The organism is Bradyrhizobium sp. UFLA03-84 (assembly GCF_002289535.1).
Classification (GTDB): domain Bacteria; phylum Pseudomonadota; class Alphaproteobacteria; order Rhizobiales; family Xanthobacteraceae; genus Bradyrhizobium; species Bradyrhizobium viridifuturi.
Genome location: NZ_NSJY01000013.1, coordinates 344,872 through 362,677, shown reverse-complemented (window position 1 = coordinate 362,677; position 17,806 = coordinate 344,872). Strand labels below are relative to the sequence as shown.

Below are 17,806 nucleotides of genomic sequence, written 5' to 3'. Positions count from 1 at the left end.
CTCAACGCTCCCGCGCCAGACGGGGATCGAGCAGATCGCGCAAGCCGTCGCCGAGCAGATTGAGCCCGAGCACCGCGATCGCGATCGCAGCACCGGGATAGACCGCGAGCATCGGCGACTGGAACAGCAGGGTCTGCGCATCGTTGAGCATGCGGCCCCAGGACGGCTGCGGCGGCTGGGTGCCGAGCCCGAGATAGGACAGTGCGGCCTCGGCGAGAATCGCGAGCGCGAACTGGATCGTCGCCTGCACGATCAGGATCGACAGGATGTTCGGCAGCACGTGCTCGATGGTGATGCGGAATGAGCCCTTGCCCGCGGCGCGCGCGGCCAGCACGAATTCGCGGGCCCAGATCGCATTCGCCGAACCGCGGGTGACGCGGACGAAAGTCGGGATCTGGAAGATGCCGATCGCGGTGATCGACGTCACCATGCCCGGCCCTGCGACCGCGGCCAGCATGATGGCCGACAGCACCGCCGGGAAAGCGAAGGTGAAGTCGCTCATCCGCATGATCAGCTCTTCGGTCCAGCCCTTGCGGGCGGCGGCGATCAGGCCGAGGCCGACGCCGAAGCTCAGGCCGATCCCCACCGCAATGACGCCGACCATGATGGTGGAGCGCGCGCCGACCAGCAGCAGCGAGACGATATCGCGGCCGAGCACGTCGGTACCGAGCCAGTGCGCCGCCGACGGCGGGTGCAGTTTTGACGCGACATCGATGTCGTATGCCGACCACGGTGTCCAGACCAGCGACAGCAGCGCCGCGCCGAGCACGAGCAGGCTGAGCACCGCCCCGAGCACGAAGCTGCGGTGGCGCAGCGCGCGGCGCCAGAAGCCGGTCGCCGGCCGTGCGCCCGGTGCGATTGCCGCGGTGCCGGCGGGTGCGGTCAGCGGCGCGCTCACAGGTTGGCCACCTTGATGCGCGGGTCGATGAAGGCATAGAGCACATCGACCACGAAATTGACGATCACGACCATCGCCGCCAGCAGCATCACGCAGTTGCGCACCACGATCAGGTCGCGGTTGGCGATCGACTGGAAGATCAGCCGGCCGAGGCCCGGCAGATAGAATACGTTCTCGATCACGATGGTGCCGGCCAGCAGATTGGCGAATTGCAGGCCCATCACGGTCATGACCGGAATCATCGCGTTGCGCAGCACGTGGCGCCACAGCACCTCGCGCTTGCCGAGCCCCTTTGCGCGCGCGGTGCGCACGAAGTCCTCGCGCAGCACCTCGAGCACCGCCGAGCGGGTGACGCGGGCGAGGATCGCGGCCTGCACCACGGCGAGCGAGATCGACGGCAGCAGCAGCGAGCGGATTCCCGGCCAGATGCCGTCATCCCAGCCGGCGAAGCCGCCGGCGGACAACAGTTGCAGCTTCACCGAGAACAGCAGGATCAGGAGGATCGCGAACCAGAAATTCGGCAGCGCGATGCCGACCTGGGTCAGCGACATCACGCCGACATCGCCGAGCTTGTTGTGGTTGGCCGCGGTGTAGATGCCGGCCGCGAGCGCCAGCACCACCGTGATCAGCATCGACATGATCGCGAGCGGGATCGTCAGCACCAACCGCTCCGCGATCAGGCCGGCCACTGGCGTGCCGTAGACATAGCTGTTGCCGAGATCGCCGACCGCCATGCCCTTGAGCCAGAGCAGATAGCGAACCGCGAGCGGCTGGTCGAGGCCGAGCTTGACGGTGAGCGCGCGTACCGCATCGGGCGAGGCGTCGGCACCCATCAGCATCTGGGCGGCATTGCCGGGCAGCGCATCGAGCACCAGGAAAATGATCAGCGAGGCCGCGACCAGCGTCGCCACCAGGGTCAGGATCCGCCGCAGGAAGAATACGCTCATGCCCGCCCGAACAGTGAGGAACAGGCTGCAGGTTTCAACATGTTCGCGAACGAATGCAAGCCCTTCGCCGTGCTAGTCACGACGCGAGCGCCGGCCAGCGGCCAAGCAGATCGCTCGCCGCTTCGAACAGTGCCGCGACGCGCAGCAGTTCCACGTCGGCCCGGAAGCGGCCGACCAGATGCAGGCCGATCGGCAGGCCGTCGCGGCCGAAGCCCGCGGGGATGCTGACCGCGGGATGCCCGGTCATGTTGAACAGCATGGTCCAGGGAAACCAGTGCGGCCGCACGCTGTCGAAGCTCTGGCCGTCGATATCGATGGTGCCGAACAGTTCCTGGTCGATCGGCAGCGCCGTGCGGGTCAGTGTCGGCATCGCCAGGAGATCGCCGCGCGCGAGCAGCGACTGCACACGGCGGAACAACGCGGTGCGGTCGAACATCGCCTGCTGGTAGTCGACGCCGCTCACCTTCGCGGCGAGCGCGAGCTGTTTCAGGAAGGTCGGGCTGAGGTCATCGGGATGATCGGCCGCGAGCTTCTCGAAGCGGCTGCGCCAGACCGTGTGATTGATGGCCCGCCAGATCGGCTCGATGTCGAAACCGTCGCCGGAGAACTCCTCGAGCTCCGCGCCCAGGCCGGCCAGCCGATCGAGACTCGCCTTGAACGCGGCGGCGACATCGGCGGTCACCGGACGGCCAGGCGGCGACAGGCAGAACAGCACCCGCCTGCCCCTGAGATCGCCGCGCGGCGCGGCGAGGCCCAGATAATCGGGCACCGGCACGCCGATCGACCAGGGATCGGACGGATCCTCGCCCGCCATCGCCTGCATCATCAGCGCGGTATCCGCCACGGTGCGCGTGGTCGGCGTGACATAGGTCTGGTTGCCGAAGGCGTCCTGCACCTGGCTGTGCGGGATCACGCCGTTGCTCTGCTTGATCCCGACCACGCCGTTGCAGGCCGCGGGAATCCGGGTCGAGCCACCACCGTCGGTCGCAACCGCCAGCGGCGCGATGCCGCTCGCGACCGCCACCGCCGCGCCGCCGCTCGAGCCACCGCTGGAGCGATCCGCACTCCACGCGTTGCGGGTGCGGCCGAACAGCGGCGAGTCGGTCAGGCACTTGCTGCCGAACTCCGGCGTCGTGGTCTTGCCGAGCAATATTCCGCCCTGCGCACGGAGCCGGGCCACCGCCACGGCGTCATGGTCGGGCACGTTGTTCTGGTAGGGCACCGCGCCGAAGGTCGTCCGCACGCCCTTGGTGCTGACGATGTCCTTCACGGTGAAGGGGATGCCGTGCAGCAGGCCGAGCGGTTCGCCGGCCATCACCTGCCGCTCAGCGGCCTTCGCCCGCGCGATCGCCTCCTCGCCGCACAGTGTGATGAAGCAGTTCAGCTCGGGTTGCAGCCGCTCGGCGCGAGCGAGCATCGCCGCGGTGACCTCGACGGGAGATATTTCTTTGCGGCCAATCCGTGCACGCAATTCGGTCGCCGGGAGAAGACAGAGGTCTTCGCTCATCTTGGACAGCTCTCCAAAATCGGGCCGCTGATTGATCGCGTTGACAGCGAGAATGCCTCCCATGTTAACTCGGCGTCCAATACGAATTTGAAGGCCAACCCATACGTTTTCGGTATGCCTATGGATTTGCGTCGGCTCCGTTACTTCGTCGCCGTGGCTGAGGAGCGCAGCGTCGGCAAGGCTGCCGAACGGCTGCGGATGGCCCAGCCGCCGCTCTCGGTGCAAATCCGCAAGCTCGAGGCCGAGCTCGGCGCGCCGCTGTTCCGCCGCGGCACGCGCGGCATGGATTTGACTGAGGCCGGCCTCGCGCTGCTGTCGCGGGCGAGCGAGGCGCTGGCGCTGGCGGAAGAAGGCTTCGAGGCCGCCCGCGCAATCGCCTCCGGACAACGCGGGCGGCTGTCGGTCGGCTACATGTTCGTGCTGGCGAGCGCGGTGCTGCCACGCCTGGTCCCGGAGCTGCGCCGGTCGCTGCCCGGCGTCGATCTCGATTTCGTCGAGCTCTCGGCGTCGACCCGCAAAACGCTGCTGCTCGACCGCGCCGTCGGCGTCGCGCTGTGCATGCCGGCGATCCATCATCCGGAGATCCAGGTGGCCCAGATCGGCACGCAGCCGCTGATGCTGGCGATGCCGGCGCGCTCGCCGCTCGCCCGCCTCTCCGCGGTGCCGGTCGGCAAATTGCAGGGACGCCCGCTCATCGCCCTGCCGCGGCCGGAGGAAGAGCCTACTTCGTCGGCGGTGTCGGCGATGCTGCGGCGGCATCAGGTCGTGATGCCGATCGTCAGCCGGGTGGAGACCGTGCACTCGGCGCTCAGTCTCGTACTCGCCGGCGAAGGGTTTTCGATCCTGCCGGCCTGCGCGAAGCTCGGCGCGCCGCCTGGCATCGCGTTCCGGCGTTTCGTCGACATCGCCGATACGATCGAGATCGCGGCCTGCTGGCGGCGCGATTCCTCCAGCCCGTTGATCCGAAACTTCCTCAAGAGCGCCGAGAAAGTCGTTGCACGGCTGTGACGACTACCAGGTGCCTGCAGGCAGCTCCCGGCTCCGCGGCGGATCGGCGCCGGCGCGGGTACAGGTGAAGGCGGCGCATTTGCAGGCAAAGGCCAGCGCGCGCGTGAGCTCGGCGGCGGAGATGTCGGCGAGCCGCAGCCGCGCGATCCGGTCCAGCCGGTGCAACGCGGCCAGCAGTGCGGCCTGAAAGCTGTCGCCGGCGCCGATCGTATCCACGACGTTCACCACCGGTGCCTTGACCTCGATCGGTCCGGCTTTGCGATGCCAGGCAGCGGCGCCATCATTGCCGCGCGTGATGACGACGAGCGACGCGCCGCCCGACAGCAGCGCCTCGGCCCTGTTGGCATAGGCCTCGTCGCCGAACAGATAGGCGAAGTCGACGTCCGACATTTTCACGATGTCGGCCTTGCCGCAGAACACCAGCATGCGTGCCCGATAGGCGTCCCTGTCCTTGACCAGATTCGGCCGGCAATTCGGGTCGAGCGCGATCGTCACGTTTGTCCTGATATCCTCGATGAAGGCCAACGTCTCAGCCGCGCCCTTGTCATGCACCAGCGTGGTCGAGCCGGTGTGCAGGCAGCTGACGCCGTCGAGCGCGATCGCGTCGCGCCGGTAGGTCCAGTTTCGCGCTGCGGTGTCGGCATCATAGAAGGCATATTGCGTCTCGGTGCCGGTGACGCGCGCAAAGGCGAGCGTGGCCTGATGATCGCTGCGCGTCGCGCGGCTGAGATCGACACCCGAGGCCGCGGCGTGATCGGCGATCATCTTGCCGAAGGTGTCGGTCGCGATGCCGCCGACAAAGCCGGTGGGCACATCGAGCCGCGCGCTGCCGATCGCGATGTTGAGGCAGGAGCCGCCGACAGCGGGCGTCATGGCCTCGCGTCCATCTGCCGTCCGCGACGGCAGGAAGTCGATCAGTGCATCTCCGCAGCTCAGCAGCATGCAAACACCTCAAGTCGGCGCCTCGCCGGGCGCCCGCTTCATCGCCTCGCGGCTGTCGCGATCGAGCGCCCGCAGCATCTTGTGCACACCGCGCTTCCTGCGGTGGAAATCGGCCAGCTCGGGCCTGGTTGGCTCGCTCAGCCGCCCGAGCGCCGACATCCCGGCCATTGCGGAGTTAATTGAAGGATGTGCGCCGCTGGCGACCGCGCCCAGCATCGCGGCGCCGAGCAGCACCGGCTCCTGGGTTTGCGGCAACGCCACGGTGTAGCCTGTCGTGTCGGCCATGATCTGGCGCACCAGCGGGCTGCGGCTCGCGCCGCCGCCGATCACAATCGTCTTGCCGCTGACGCCATGGGCCTGCAACGCCTCGATCACGTCGGCGAGGCCATACGCCAGCCCGCACAGGCCGGCGATGAACAACCGCTCCAGCGCCGACACATCGGTGTCGAGATCGAGCCCCGCGATCACCGCGCGCGAGCCGGGATCGGCATAGGGCGAACGGTTGCCGAGAAACTCCGGGAAGACATGAACGTTGCGCGCGAGCAGCGCGGCCGCGCCGGCTTTGCCGCTGCGCGTCAGGATGCGCTTCTCGAGATACTCGATGACATCGACGCCGTCGCTCTTCGCCGCGGCCTGGACTTCAGCATGCGCCGGATGCGATTTCAGCAGATGGTCGATCGCGGCTCCCGCCGCCGATTGGCCACCCTCGTTGAGCCAGAAGCCCGGCACCATGCCTTCGAAATACGGCCCCCAGACGCCGGGCACGAAACAGGGATCGACCGTCGTCGCCATGATGCACGCAGACGTTCCCATGATGTAGGCCAATCGCTGGCAGACATCGACCTCGGCGCCGGAGCCGTCGCGTCCGCCGATCGCGCCGACGCCGCCGGCATGGGCATCGATCAGCGATGCGCCGACCGCGGTCCCTCGCATCAGGCCGAGATCGCGCGCGGCATCTTCCGACAGCCCGCGCGCGAGCGGCGAGCCGGGCGGCACGATCTCGGTGCCGATGCGCCCAAAGCGATCTGCGGCGAGCGCCTCGAGACCGACCCGCTTCAGGAAGGGCTCGCTCCAGCCGCCTTCGCCCGCGACATAGGTCCATTTGCAGGTCACCGTGCAGGTGGAACGCGCCAGCGAGCCGGAAGCACGGAACGAGAGATAATCGGCAAGATCGAAGAAGTGCCCGGCAGCCTCGAAGGTCGCGGGCAGATGCCGCTTCAGCCAGATGATCTTCGGGATCTCCATCTCCGGCGAGATGGCACCGCCGACATAGCGCAGCACGCGATCGCCGGTCGCGTTGACGAATTCGGTCTCGTCCATCGCGCGGTGATCCATCCAGACCACGACATTGCGCGCGGGATCGCCGGACGGGCTGACGGTGAGCGGCCGGCCTGCCCTATCGAGCACGACCAGCGAGCAGGTCGCGTCAAACCCGATGCCCTTGACGTGCTCGGCCGCGACCGCGGCCTCGCGCATTGCGTTGCGGACGGAGGCGACGCAGGCCGCCCAGATGTCGTCGGAGGATTGCTCGACGATATCGCCGGGCTCATGCCAGACCCGGATCGGATGCCGGGCCGAGCCCAGCAGCTTCCCGGCCTCGTCGAATACGCCGGCGCGGGCGCTGGTGCTCCCGACGTCCACCCCGATATAGGCTTGCCGCATTGTCGCTCCGTTATTTCCGGCGCGAGCTTACCAGCAAGTGTAGCCGCCATCGACCAGAACGATGCTTCCGGTCATCAGGCTCGCGGCCTCGGAGGCCAGGAACAAGACCACGGAAGCGATCTCGTCGACCTGCCCCATCCGGGCCATCGGAGTTCCACCGATCCAGGCATCGTACATTTTGGGGCTGTTCTTCACGAAGGCGTTCAGCGGCGTCTCGATATAAGTCGGCGCCACCGCGTTGACGCGGACCCCGCGTGCGCCCCATTCGGCGGCGAGCGATTTGGTCAGATGATGCACCGCGGCCTTGGAGGCGTTGTAGAAGCATTGTTCCTGCGGCTTGTTGACGATGAAGCCGGACATCGAGCCGACATTGACGATGGTGCCGGATTTGGCCTTCAGCATGTGATTGCCGAAGGCGCGGCAGCACCAGAAGGTGCCGTTCAGATTGACGTCGATGACATTGAGCCAGTGCTCGTCGGTCACGGTCTCGGCCGGGGTCTCGCTGCGGGCGATGCCGGCATTGTTGACCAGGATGTCGACCTTGCCGTATTTGCGCACCAGCTCGTCGGCGACCGCGGAGACGCGGCCGGAATCCGTCACATCCATCAGCGCGATATCCGCGTCGAAGCCTTTGGCCTTCAGCGCCGCCTGCGCATCATTGGCGACCTTGGCGTCGCGGTCGCCGATGACGACCTTGGCGCCAGCTTCGGCCAGCGCTTCGGCGCAGGCGAGCCCGATGCCCTGACCGGCGCCGGTGATGATGGCGGTCTTGCCGCCGAGCCTGAATTTCTCGAGATACATTTTCTTCTTCCTTTGCCTAGGGCCCGCGTGTCGCGGGCGTGCCGCCCCGGCCAGAGCGAGATCGACGGTGGAAATCGTCCGTGCTTTGCTTGACCATGCTCTAAGCGCGGATCGATTTTCCGCTGTCGTCGAAACGGTGGATGCGCGCCGGATCCGGAATCAGCGACACCTTGTCCCCCGGGTGCAGGTCAAGCTCGCCGATATAGCGCGCGGTCAGCATGCCCAGCGGCCCTGCATCGACATAGAGGAAGGTGTCGCTGCCGAGATGCTCGGCGACCGAGACCGTGCCGTGCCAGCCGCCCTGCCCGTCGCGCTCGACCTTCAGATGCTCCGGCCGCACGCCGATGGTGGCGGCGCCCTGCTGCTTTGCCAGATCGCCGGTGACGAAGTTCATCTTCGGCGAGCCGATGAAGCCGGCGACGAACAGATTTGCCGGCTTCTCGTAGAGCTCGAGCGGCGAGCCGTATTGCTCGATCTTGCCGCTGTTCAGCACCACGATCTTGTCGGCCATCGTCATGGCCTCGACCTGGTCATGGGTGACGTAGATCGCCGTGGTGCCGAGCTGCTTCTGCAAGCGCGTCACTTCAAGCCGCATCTGCACCCGCAGCGCGGCGTCGAGGTTCGACAGCGGCTCGTCGAACAGAAACGCCTTGGGCTCGCGCACGATGGCGCGTCCGATCGCGACCCGTTGGCGCTGGCCGCCGGACAGTTCGCGCGGCTTGCGATCGAGATAGGGCGTGAGGTTGAGCGTGGCCGCGGCGGCCTCGACCTTGCGGTTGATCTCGTCCTTGGCCATGCCGGCCATCTTCAGGCCGAAGGCGATGTTGCCGCGCACGCTCATATGCGGGTAGAGCGCGTAGGACTGGAACACCATCGACAGCCCGCGCTTGGCCGGCGGCACGTCGACCACGTTGCGGCCGTCGATCAGGATGGCGCCGCCGGTGACGTCCTCGAGCCCTGCGATCAACCTGAGCAGCGTGGTCTTGCCGCAGCCGGACGGACCGACGAACACGACGAAGGAGCCGTCGGCGATGTCGAGGTCGGCGCCCTTGATGATATGGACCGGCCCGAACGATTTTTGCACACCCTGCAGCGTAATCTGACCCATGGAAAAGCCTTTCTGCTACTTGACCGCGCCGAAGGTCAGGCCGCGGACGAGCTGCCGCTGACTGAACCAGCCGAGCACGAGAATGGGCGCGATCGCGAGCGTCGACGCCGCCGACAATTTCGCCCAGAACAAGCCTTCCGGGCTGGAATAGGACGCGATGAACACGGTGAGCGGCGCGGCCTCCAGCGTCGACAGATTGAGGGTCCAGAACGCCTCGTTCCACGCCAGGATCAGGTTGAGCAGCATGGTCGAGGCGAGCCCCGGCACCGCCATCGGCGTCAGCACGTAGATCAGCTCGCGGCCGATCGTGGCACCGTCCATCCGCGCCGCCTCCAGGATGTCCTTCGGGATCTCCTTGAAATAGGTGAACAGCATCCAGATCACGATCGGCAGATTGCCGAGGCAGAGGATGAAGACCAGCCCGGTCCTTGTGTCGAGCAGGCCGACGGTGCGGAAGATCAGGTAGATCGGCACCAGCACGCCGACCGGCGGCATCATCTTGGTCGAGAGCATCCAGAGCAGGATGTCCTTGGTCCGCTTGGTCGGTGAGAACGCCATCGACCACGCCGCCGGGATCGCGATCAGCATCGCGATCAGGGTCGATCCCCCGGCGATGATGATCGAGTTGAGTGCATGGTGGAAATAGTCACTGCGCTCCTGCACCGTGACGTAGTTCTCCGTCGTCCAGTGGAAGAACAGGAACGATGGCGGGATCGCAAAGGCCTCAAGCTCGGTCTTGAAGCTCGCCAGCACCATCCAGAGGATCGGGAAGAAGATCAGGAAGCCGACCAGCCAGGCCGCCGCCGTCGAGATCACCTTGCGCCGTGTAGTGACCATCCGCGCCATGACGTTACGCCTCCAGATTCCGGCCGACGATGCGAACGAGGAAGAACGCGACGATGTTGGCGAGCACCACCGCGACCAGGCCGCCCGCCGAAGCGCTGCCGACGTCGTACTGGATCAGCGCCTGTGAATAGATCAGGAAGGCGATGTTGGTGGTCTGCAGGCCGGGGCCGCCGCCTGTGGTGACGAAGATCTCGGCGAACACCGTGAGCAGGAAGATGGTCTCGATCAGGATCACCACCGTGATCGGGCGCGCCAAATGCGGCAGCGTGATGTAGATGAAGGTCGAGATCGCGCTCGCGCCGTCCATCTCGGCCGCCTCCTTCTGCTCCTCGTCGAGCGATTGCAGCGCGGTCAAAAGGATCAGGGTCGCGAACGGCAGCCACTGCCAGGAGATGATCAGGATCACCGAGAACAGCGGCGCGTCGTTGAACCAGTCGATCGCCGGCAGGCCGAACAGATGCGCGATCCAGGCGAACAGGCCCGACACCGGATGCATCAACAGGTTCTTCCAGACCAGCGCGCTCACCGTCGGCATTACGAAGAACGGCGCGATCACCATCAGGCGGACGATCGAGAGCCCGACCACCTGCTGGTCGAGCAATAGCGCCAGCGGCACGCCGAGGATGATCGTGATCGCGAGCACCGAACCGACCAGCACCAGCGTGTTCTGCAGCGAGGCGAGGAAGGCCGGATCGGTGAGGAAGTAGCGGAAATTCTCCAGCCCGACGAAGGATTCGGAGCCCGGATCGAGCAGGTTGTAGTGCAAGGTCGCGAAGTAGATCGTGAGCGCCAGCGGCACGATCATCCAGATGAACAGCAGCGCCACGGCCGGCGTAAGCAGCGTGCGTGCAAGCAGTTGGGTCTGCTGGGTCGCCATCCCCGCCTCCTTCTTCAAGGAAAGGAGCGACCATCCCGCTGCGGGACAGGATGGTCGCGAGTGATCCAGCTCGGGAGGTCTAAGCTGGTCGGCGGCCAGGGCGTTCGACACGCCCTGGCGATCGGATCGCGCAGATTATTTGATGTAGCCCGCGCGCTTCATCTCGCGCTCGGTGGCGGACTGCGCAGCCGAGAGTGCAGCATCGACAGTGGTCGAGCCGGACAGCGCGGCCGAGAATTGCTGGCCCACCGCGGTGCCGATGCCCTGGAACTCAGGGATCGCCGCATATTGCACGCCGACATACGGCACCGGCTTCACGGTCGGGTGGCTGGGATCAGCCGCATCGATCGAGGCCAGGGTCATCTTGGCGAACGGTGCCGCCTTCAGATACTCGGGGTTCTGGTACAGCGAGGTCCGCGTTCCCGGAGGCACGTTGGACCAGCCTTCCTTCGACGCGACGAGCTTGGAATAGTCCTTGCTGGTCGCCCAGGCGATGAACTTCTCGGCCGCATCGACCTTCTTCGAGCCGGCGGGGATCGCCAGAGACCACGCCCACAGCCAGTTGGCGTTCTTGCCGAGGCCGGTGTTCGGCGCCAGCGCGAAGCCGACCTTGCCAGCGACCGTGGACTGCGCCGGGTTGGTCACGAAGGACGCCGCCACCGTGGCGTCGATCCACATCGCGCATTTGCCGGCGTTGAACAGAGCGAGGTTCTCGTTGAAGCCGTTGGAGGAGGCGCCGGGAGGGCCGGCCTGCTTCATCAGGTCGACATAGGTCGTGAGCGTCTTCTTCCATTCCGGCGAGTTGAACTGCGGCTCCCACTTCTCGTCGAACCAGCGCGCTCCGAAGGAATTGGCCATCGCGGTCAGGAACGCCATGTTCTCGCCCCAGCCGGCCTTGCCGCGCAGGCAGATGCCGTAGACGCCGGCCGACTTGTCGGTGAGCTTCTTCGCGGCGTCGACCACGAAGTCCCAGGTCGGGCTGTCCGGCATCTTCAGGCCGGCCTTGTCGAACAGGTCGGTACGGTACATCACCATCGAGCTCTCGCCGTAGAACGGCGCGGCGTAGAGCTTGCCGTCGACCGACACCGCGTCCCTGATCTTCGGCAGCAGGTCATTGACGTCGTAGTCGGCGCCGAGCTTGTCGAGCGGCACCAGCCAGTTCTTCTTGGCCCAGATCGGCACCTCATAGGTGCCGATGGTGAGCACGTCGAACTGGCCGCCCTTGGTGGCGATGTCGGTGGTCACGCGCTGCCGCAGCACGTTTTCCTCGAGCGTCACCCATTTGACGGTGATGTCGGGATTCTTCGCGGTGAATTCGCTGGTGAGCCCCTGCATGCGGATCATGTCGCCGTTGTTGACGGTCGCCACCGTCAGCGTGGTCTGGGCGATCGAGGGGGCAGAGATCAAAAGCGCAGCCGCGCCCGCAACGGCGCAAAGGACGTTTTTCAAGGTGACCTCCCTTATGTCACGTTGAGCATATGCCCACGTGTTGAGCGTATGTTCAACCCGTCGTCAAAGTTTGTCAAGCGCGTGGCTGCACCGTCCCGCGCGATTGCGGGTTCCACTGCACGCTGGAAGGGAGCGATTGCGGGAGCGAAGGAGGCGTTTAGCGGTCCAGAACGGCGCGCGCCGTCGCCTCGTCGGTGATGAGGCCGTTGATCACCCGGCCCGCCAGTGCCGCCTTGATCGACGGCACTTTGGCCAGGCCGACTGCGGCCGCGATCGTGGTCGATACTGCGGGAATCTGCGGCGGGATGCTGGTCAGGCGCTTGTTGGTGCCGCCCTTGATCAGGCGGCCCTTGGCGTCATAGGCCCAGCCCGTCACCTCGCCGACCGCGCCGAGCCGCATCATCTCCAGCAGCTCCTCGCGGGTGACGAAGCCGTCGACATGGACCTGGGCCTTCTGGTCCATCTGGCCGATGCCGATCAGCCGCAGATCGGCCTTGGCGGCGACCGCCCTCACCCGCGCGATCGGATCGATGCGGACCATGCGGTTGCGCTCGTCCTCGCTCGACATCAGGAACGGCAGCGGCATCGGATAGTGGCGCGCACCGGTGCGGTCGGCGAGCCGGCCCACCGTGTCGTAGAAGCTCGCCGAGCCATCGGCGGAGATGTTGCCGACCAGCGAGACGATCTGGTGATCGGGCCGTTCGATCGGCGAGACCCGCTCGACCGCGGCGCGCACCGCACGGCCGGTGCCGAGCGCCACGATGACCGGCGTCTCCGAGCGCAGCGTCATTTCGAGCAGATTGGCGCTGCGTTCGGCGATTCCCGCATTCGACAGCGGCGCCGCAGGATCGGTCGGCACCACGTCGCAATGCGCCAGATCGAACCGTTCCTTCAGCCGCGAGGCCAGCTCCATGCAGGCCGCGATCGGGTGTTCGAGGCGAAACGTGATCAGCCGTTCCGCGAGGCAGAGCGAAACCAGGCGCTGCGCCGAGGCACGCGACACCTGCAACATCTTGGCGATCTCATCCTGGGTGTGGCCCGCGATAAAATACAGCCAGCCGGCGCGCGCCGCATCGTCGAGGCGGGACTTTTCGTTGTCGGGCGCAACCATCGTGCTGTGTCAGCCTTCCATCCAGAAATCACTCATCGCGGCGAAGATTCGATCCGCCCTAGCCTGCCGCAGCAGAGCACTGCCGTCCGCCAACCGATAGTGGGCGCCGCCGACAAATCCCCACACTTTCATGCCCGCGGCCTTTGCGGCGGTCACCCCGCTGACGCTGTCCTCGATCACAAGCGTGCGGCGCGGGTCGGCCCCCATCGCGCTCGACGCATGCAGGAACAGATCCGGCGCCGGCTTGCCGTGCTTGACCATCTGCGCGGTGTAGAGCCGTTGCCCGAAGCTGTCGGCAAGGCCGGTCAGCTCCAGTGAGAATTTGACCCGCTCGAGATCGCTCGACGAAGCGACACAATACGGCAGGCGCAGCTCCGCAAGCACGGCCGCGACGCCTGCGATCGGCTTTAGCCGGGTGCGGAAGGTCTCACGCACCTCGAGCGCCAGCTCGGGCAGGAAAGTCGCGGGCAACGGCTTTCCCATGCCCCGGCAATAGTCGGCCAGGGCCGCGGTGCTGCGCCCGAGAAAGAGTTCGAGCACCCGCTCGGTGCTCATATCGATGCCGATCCGGACCATCGCCTCGGCGAGGCAGCGGCAGCTCAATTCCTCGCTGTCGACGAGCACGCCGTCGCAGTCGAAGATGACCAGATCGGTCTCGGGAAGCCGCGGATCCATCCCGGCATGAGATCATATGCTCACGCCATGAGCAATAGATCACGGTTCCGCGCGCGGAATGCCGCGCCTCAAATGGTCGCGGTGCACCGCTGAGGATGCTGTGCGACAAGGCGAAATGCCGCATGACACACCTCTGATCGCGACCGTCGTCGCGGGACTCGGACTTGCTTTCGTCTTCGGAACCATCGCCCAGCGCTTTCGGGTTCCGCCACTGGTCGGCTATCTGCTCGCGGGCGTCGCCGTCGGCCCGTTCACGCCCGGCTTCGTCGCCGATCAGGCGCTGGCCACCGAGCTCGCCGAACTTGGCATCATCCTGCTGATGTTCGGCGTCGGCCTGCATTTCTCGCTGAACGACCTGTTGTCGGTGCGCAAGATCGCGGTGCCCGGCGCGGTCGCGCAGATCGCGGTCGCGACACTGATGGGGCTCGGCCTGGCATTGCTGATGGGCTGGACCGTCGGCGCCGGCCTGGTGTTCGGACTGGCATTGTCAGTCGCAAGTACCGTCGTCTTGTTGCGCGCGCTGCAGGAGCGTCGCCTGATGGACACCGAACGCGGCAAGATCGCGGTCGGCTGGCTGATCGTCGAAGACCTCGCCATGGTGCTGGCGTTGGTGCTGTTCCCGGCGGTCGCGAGCTTCCAGGGCGGCGATGACGCAGCGCTCGTCTCCGACCCGCTCGCCACCCGCTTCGGCCTCGGGTTGACCGGCGTGCTGGTGCTGACGCTGATCAAGATCGCCCTGTTCATCGCGTTGATGCTGGTGGTCGGACGCCGGCTGATCCCGTGGGTGCTGCATTATATCGCGCACACCGGCTCGCGCGAGCTGTTCCGCCTTACCGTGCTCGCGATCGCGCTCTGCATCGCATTCGGCGCCACCAAGCTGTTCGGGGTGTCGCTGGCGCTCGGCGCCTTCTTCGCCGGGATGATGCTGCGGGAATCGCCGCTCAGCCAGCGCGCCGCCCAGGAAACGCTGCCGCTGCGCGACGCGTTCGCGGTGCTGTTCTTCGTCTCCGTCGGCATGCTGTTCGATCCGCTCAGCGTGGTGCGCGAGCCCTGGCCGTTCGTCGCAACACTGTTCGTCATCGTGGTCGGCAAGTCGCTCGCCGCGCTCTTGATCGTCGTGCTGTTCCGCCACCCGATGGCGACCGCGCTGATGATCTCGGCGAGCCTCGCCCAGATCGGCGAATTCTCCTTCATCCTCGCCGAGCTCGGCGTCGCCCTCAACCTGCTGCCGAAAGCGGGCCGCGACCTGATCCTGGCCGGCGCAATCTTCTCGATCATGCTCAACCCGCTGGTGTTCGCGGTGGTCGACTGGCTGACGGCGCGGATCGAGAAGCCGGAGGCCACTTCGCCGACGGCCACAACCGCCGAGCCGATCCCGGTCACGGACTTGCAGGATCACACCATCCTGGTCGGCTACGGCCGGGTCGGCAGCATCGTCGGCGATGCCCTGCATCAGCGCAACGCGCCGTTCCTCGCGGTCGAGGCGTCCGACGACATGGTGGCAAGGCTCAAGCAGCGCGGCATCGAAGCCCTGATGGGCAACGCCGCGCGCGCCAGCGTGTTGCGCGCGACCAATCCGTCGGGCGCGCGTTCGCTTGTGATCGCCATCCCCGAAGCGTTCGAGGCCGGACAGATCGTCGAGCAGGCGCGCGCCGCCAATGCAGATATCCAGATCATCGCGCGCGCGCATTCCGATGCCGAGGTCGATCATCTGAAGGGCCTCGGGGCCGACATCGTGATCATGGGCGAGCGCGAGATCGCCCGCGGCATGATCGAGGAGCTCGATCGGCGACACGCAGCCGTGGCCACGCAACATGCGCCGGCCGCCAGGGAAGATTCCGCAGCTTGAGGTGACGGCACGCACGGGCCCGGCGCGGTACGCGCGCGCCTCTGCGATCACGCGATAGAAGGAGACAGGATATGGCGTTCAAGAGCCCGCACGTTTCGCTGGTGTCGTTCTCGATCGAGATCGGCAAGGACATAACGACCAGTGTGATGCAGATCGAGACCGATTTGCACCTGAACGCGCGCCATCCGAGCTACGACGCGGCCGCGGCGGAGCGGCTGGTGCGCGATGCGCAGACCTATCTCGCCGGCAATGCCGACCAGATCACGCAGATCCGGCTGGTCTCCACCCGCAGCGGCCAGACCTGAGGAAGTCATCCGCCGAGAAACGCGGGCGCCAGATCTTCCTGCACGATGATGTTGGCGGCTTCCGTCGTCAGCTCGCTGCCGACGAGGTCGAGATTCTTTGCAGCCTCGAACAGCATCGAGCGGACGTCGTCCGGCGTCAGCACGCCCTTTGCGATCAGCTTGCGCACCAGCGCCTGCAGAATGAGAACGTCGATCTCGCCGTGGGCCAGCGGCGTCGGCTTGTCCGTCATGATCGTCTCCCGGGTCTGACGTTCGAGTCAGACGAGCTTGTTGTTTGAGCATGATCGTTTCGGAAAACCGCTTCGCACTTTTCCGGATCATGCTCTAGCGCGGCGGTGACGCGATATCCTTGTGCAATTGCTCGAATGCGCGGCGCAGGCCGTGCAGCTGATCGACCAGATGAAGGATGACGTCGATGCCCTCGTCGTTGACGCCGAAGTCGCCCTTCAAATCCCGGATCAGATGCGCGCGCGCCACGTCGGTGTCGGAGAAACTGACGTCGTGAGTCGTCTGCTCCGGAACCAGCCATTGCTGCTCGATCCAGAACTCCAGGGTCTGCACCTCGAGACCCGCATCGATGAGGAATTGCTGCTTGTTCATGACGCACCATCCTCGCGCGGATTGAAGCCCTTGCGATCCCAGCTCGATACGAACGCCTCGAGCGCGGGATCGGGCCCTTTGGGCAGAACCACCTTGAGCTTGACGAGTTCATCGCCGTGGCCGCCGCCGACCTTGGGCGCACCCTTGCCGCGCAACCGCATCGTCGTGCCGGTGTTCGAGCCCTTCGGAACCGTCATGGTGACCGCGCCGGTCGGCGTCGGAACATTGACCTTGCCGCCGAGCACGGCTTCCGAGAGCGAGATCGGCAATTCCAGCGCGATGTCGTCGCCATCACGGGTGAAGCGCGGATCGGGGCGAACGTCCACCTCGATCAGTGCGTCGCCGGGACCGCCCTTGCCGCTGCCGGGCATCCCCTTGCCGCGCAGACGAATGACCTGTCCGTCAATGAGTCCCGCCGGGATCGTCACGTCGAGCGTGCCGCCGTCGGGAAGCGTCAGCCGCTTGCTGGCCCCGGTGATCGATTCCGCGAAGTCGATCACAAGGCTGTAGTGCAGGTCGCGTCCGCGCCGGTTGGCGCGCGCCTGCTCGGTACGCCGGAGCAATTCTGCGAACGCGTCGTCCTGGTCCATGTAGTCGGCATAGCCGGAGCTGTCCGCGTAAGGGTGTCCCTGATCCGCGGTGGCGAAATCCCGGTAGTAGCGATGCTGCGGCCGCTCGGCGCCGCTGGCGTCGATCTCGCCGGCGTCGAAGCGCTTGCGCTTCTCGGCATCGCCGAGCAGATCGTTCGCGGCGGCGACTTCCTTGAACTTGTCCTCGGCCGCCTTGTCGCCCGGATTGAGATCCGGGTGCAGCTTCTTGGCCAGCTTGCGATAGGCCTTCTGGATGTCGGCCGCAGACGCCGTCGGGGCAACGCCAAGGACCTCGTACGGATTTCTCACAACCTGCTCCGCAACACCGTGAGTGCACCTGCAATCATGAGGGCGCAAAAGCCGGCGATTTGCAAGTGCGCAGGCGCGCCGCCCGCGAACAGGCGACGCGACATGGGCTCAGATCACGGGCGCTACGAGGTATGTCCGGGGTCCAGATATTTCGGCATGTTCTTTTCCTGCTGCGGCGTCATCTTGGCGGTGTCCGGCTTGCCCGGCACCCCCCTCGGCCCGAGCAGGGCCCGCTGCATGTCGTCCTCGCTCAAGCGAGGCTTGCCGTCGTCGAGCTGTCCGTCGCCACCGTGACTCTGTGCCATGACCGACCTCCAGTGAT

Annotated in this window: 19 protein-coding genes; 3 read left to right on the top strand and 16 right to left on the bottom strand. The window is 66.2% G+C overall.

The genetic code is table 11. The features are described 5' to 3' along the window. Position 1: 1 nt before the first annotated feature. The 3 genes from CK489_RS15825 to CK489_RS15815 form a co-directional block, all read right to left on the bottom strand. Positions 2-898 (bottom strand): ABC transporter permease, encoded by an 897-nt coding sequence (locus CK489_RS15825; RefSeq protein WP_095732909.1) that lies wholly within the window; start codon positions 896-898, stop codon positions 2-4. Continuing rightward, a complete protein-coding gene (locus CK489_RS15820) occupies positions 895-1,845 on the bottom strand; it encodes an ABC transporter permease (protein WP_050628133.1) in 951 nt (316 codons plus the stop codon). Before CK489_RS15820 ends, CK489_RS15825 begins: the two co-directional genes overlap by 4 nt. 76 nt (positions 1,846-1,921) lie before the next feature. Further along, positions 1,922-3,352, bottom strand: a complete 1,431-nt coding sequence (locus CK489_RS15815; RefSeq protein ID WP_095733656.1) for an amidase — start codon at positions 3,350-3,352, stop codon at positions 1,922-1,924. A 120-nt stretch (positions 3,353-3,472) separates the two neighbouring features. On the opposite strand from CK489_RS15815, the gene CK489_RS15810 reads away from it, so the two are divergent. Further along, complete coding sequence (locus CK489_RS15810; RefSeq protein WP_050628132.1) at positions 3,473-4,360, top strand: LysR family transcriptional regulator; 888 nt, start codon at positions 3,473-3,475, stop codon at positions 4,358-4,360. Positions 4,361-4,363: 3 nt separating this feature from the next. Here CK489_RS15810 and CK489_RS15805 read toward each other — a convergent pair whose 3' ends face one another. From CK489_RS15805 to CK489_RS15765, 9 genes are all read right to left on the bottom strand, one after another. Beyond that, the gene (locus CK489_RS15805; RefSeq protein ID WP_095732908.1) at positions 4,364-5,302 is read right to left on the bottom strand and encodes a carbohydrate kinase family protein; all 939 of its coding nucleotides are present in this window, start codon (positions 5,300-5,302) and stop codon (positions 4,364-4,366) included. A 9-nt stretch (positions 5,303-5,311) separates the two neighbouring features. Then, complete coding sequence (locus tag CK489_RS15800) at positions 5,312-6,964, bottom strand: FGGY-family carbohydrate kinase (protein WP_095732907.1); 1,653 nt, start codon at positions 6,962-6,964, stop codon at positions 5,312-5,314. Between the two features lie 27 nt (positions 6,965-6,991). Beyond that, positions 6,992-7,765: an SDR family NAD(P)-dependent oxidoreductase gene (locus tag CK489_RS15795; RefSeq protein WP_050628129.1), complete on the bottom strand. Its 774-nt coding sequence runs from the start codon at positions 7,763-7,765 to the stop codon at positions 6,992-6,994. Between the two features lie 100 nt (positions 7,766-7,865). After that, positions 7,866-8,873 carry an ABC transporter ATP-binding protein gene (locus CK489_RS15790; protein WP_050628128.1) on the bottom strand — a complete coding sequence of 336 codons (1,008 nt, stop codon included), beginning with the start codon at positions 8,871-8,873 and terminating at the stop codon, positions 7,866-7,868. 15 nt (positions 8,874-8,888) lie between these two features. Next, on the bottom strand, positions 8,889-9,719 hold the full coding sequence (locus CK489_RS15785; protein ID WP_095732906.1) for a carbohydrate ABC transporter permease: 831 nt from the start codon (positions 9,717-9,719) through the stop codon (positions 8,889-8,891). 4 nt (positions 9,720-9,723) lie between these two features. Next, positions 9,724-10,596 carry a carbohydrate ABC transporter permease gene (locus tag CK489_RS15780; protein ID WP_024583852.1) on the bottom strand — a complete coding sequence of 291 codons (873 nt, stop codon included), beginning with the start codon at positions 10,594-10,596 and terminating at the stop codon, positions 9,724-9,726. 135 nt (positions 10,597-10,731) lie between these two features. Next, positions 10,732-12,045, bottom strand: coding sequence for an ABC transporter substrate-binding protein (locus CK489_RS15775; RefSeq protein WP_050628126.1), 1,314 nt, complete (start codon positions 12,043-12,045; stop codon positions 10,732-10,734). 157 nt (positions 12,046-12,202) lie between these two features. Next, on the bottom strand, positions 12,203-13,156 hold the full coding sequence (locus CK489_RS15770) for a sugar-binding transcriptional regulator (protein ID WP_050628125.1): 954 nt from the start codon (positions 13,154-13,156) through the stop codon (positions 12,203-12,205). A 9-nt stretch (positions 13,157-13,165) separates the two neighbouring features. After that, a complete protein-coding gene (locus tag CK489_RS15765; RefSeq protein ID WP_050628124.1) occupies positions 13,166-13,831 on the bottom strand; it encodes an HAD family hydrolase in 666 nt (221 codons plus the stop codon). Between the two features lie 115 nt (positions 13,832-13,946). Here CK489_RS15765 and ybaL point away from each other — a divergent pair, with 115 nt between their 5' ends. After that, the gene (gene ybaL / locus CK489_RS15760; RefSeq protein WP_095733655.1) at positions 13,947-15,680 is read left to right on the top strand and encodes a YbaL family putative K(+) efflux transporter; all 1,734 of its coding nucleotides are present in this window, start codon (positions 13,947-13,949) and stop codon (positions 15,678-15,680) included. Between the two features lie 71 nt (positions 15,681-15,751). Next, on the top strand, positions 15,752-15,985 hold the full coding sequence (locus CK489_RS15755) for a hypothetical protein (RefSeq protein WP_050628123.1): 234 nt from the start codon (positions 15,752-15,754) through the stop codon (positions 15,983-15,985). Between the two features lie 5 nt (positions 15,986-15,990). On the opposite strand, the gene CK489_RS15750 is transcribed toward CK489_RS15755, so the two are convergent. From CK489_RS15750 to CK489_RS15735, 4 genes are all read right to left on the bottom strand, one after another. Then, the gene (locus CK489_RS15750) at positions 15,991-16,215 is read right to left on the bottom strand and encodes a hypothetical protein (RefSeq protein WP_016843345.1); all 225 of its coding nucleotides are present in this window, start codon (positions 16,213-16,215) and stop codon (positions 15,991-15,993) included. A gap of 94 nt (positions 16,216-16,309) precedes the next feature. Further along, entirely contained in the window at positions 16,310-16,585 is a 276-nt protein-coding gene (locus tag CK489_RS15745; RefSeq protein ID WP_095732905.1) for a chaperone modulator CbpM, read from the bottom strand. Further along, the gene (locus CK489_RS15740) at positions 16,582-17,484 is read right to left on the bottom strand and encodes a DnaJ C-terminal domain-containing protein (RefSeq protein ID WP_050628122.1); all 903 of its coding nucleotides are present in this window, start codon (positions 17,482-17,484) and stop codon (positions 16,582-16,584) included. The genes CK489_RS15745 and CK489_RS15740 overlap by 4 nt, the downstream gene beginning before the upstream one ends. 122 nt (positions 17,485-17,606) lie before the next feature. Further along, entirely contained in the window at positions 17,607-17,789 is a 183-nt protein-coding gene (locus CK489_RS15735) for a hypothetical protein (RefSeq protein WP_021081492.1), read from the bottom strand. Positions 17,790-17,806: the final 17 nt, after the last annotated feature.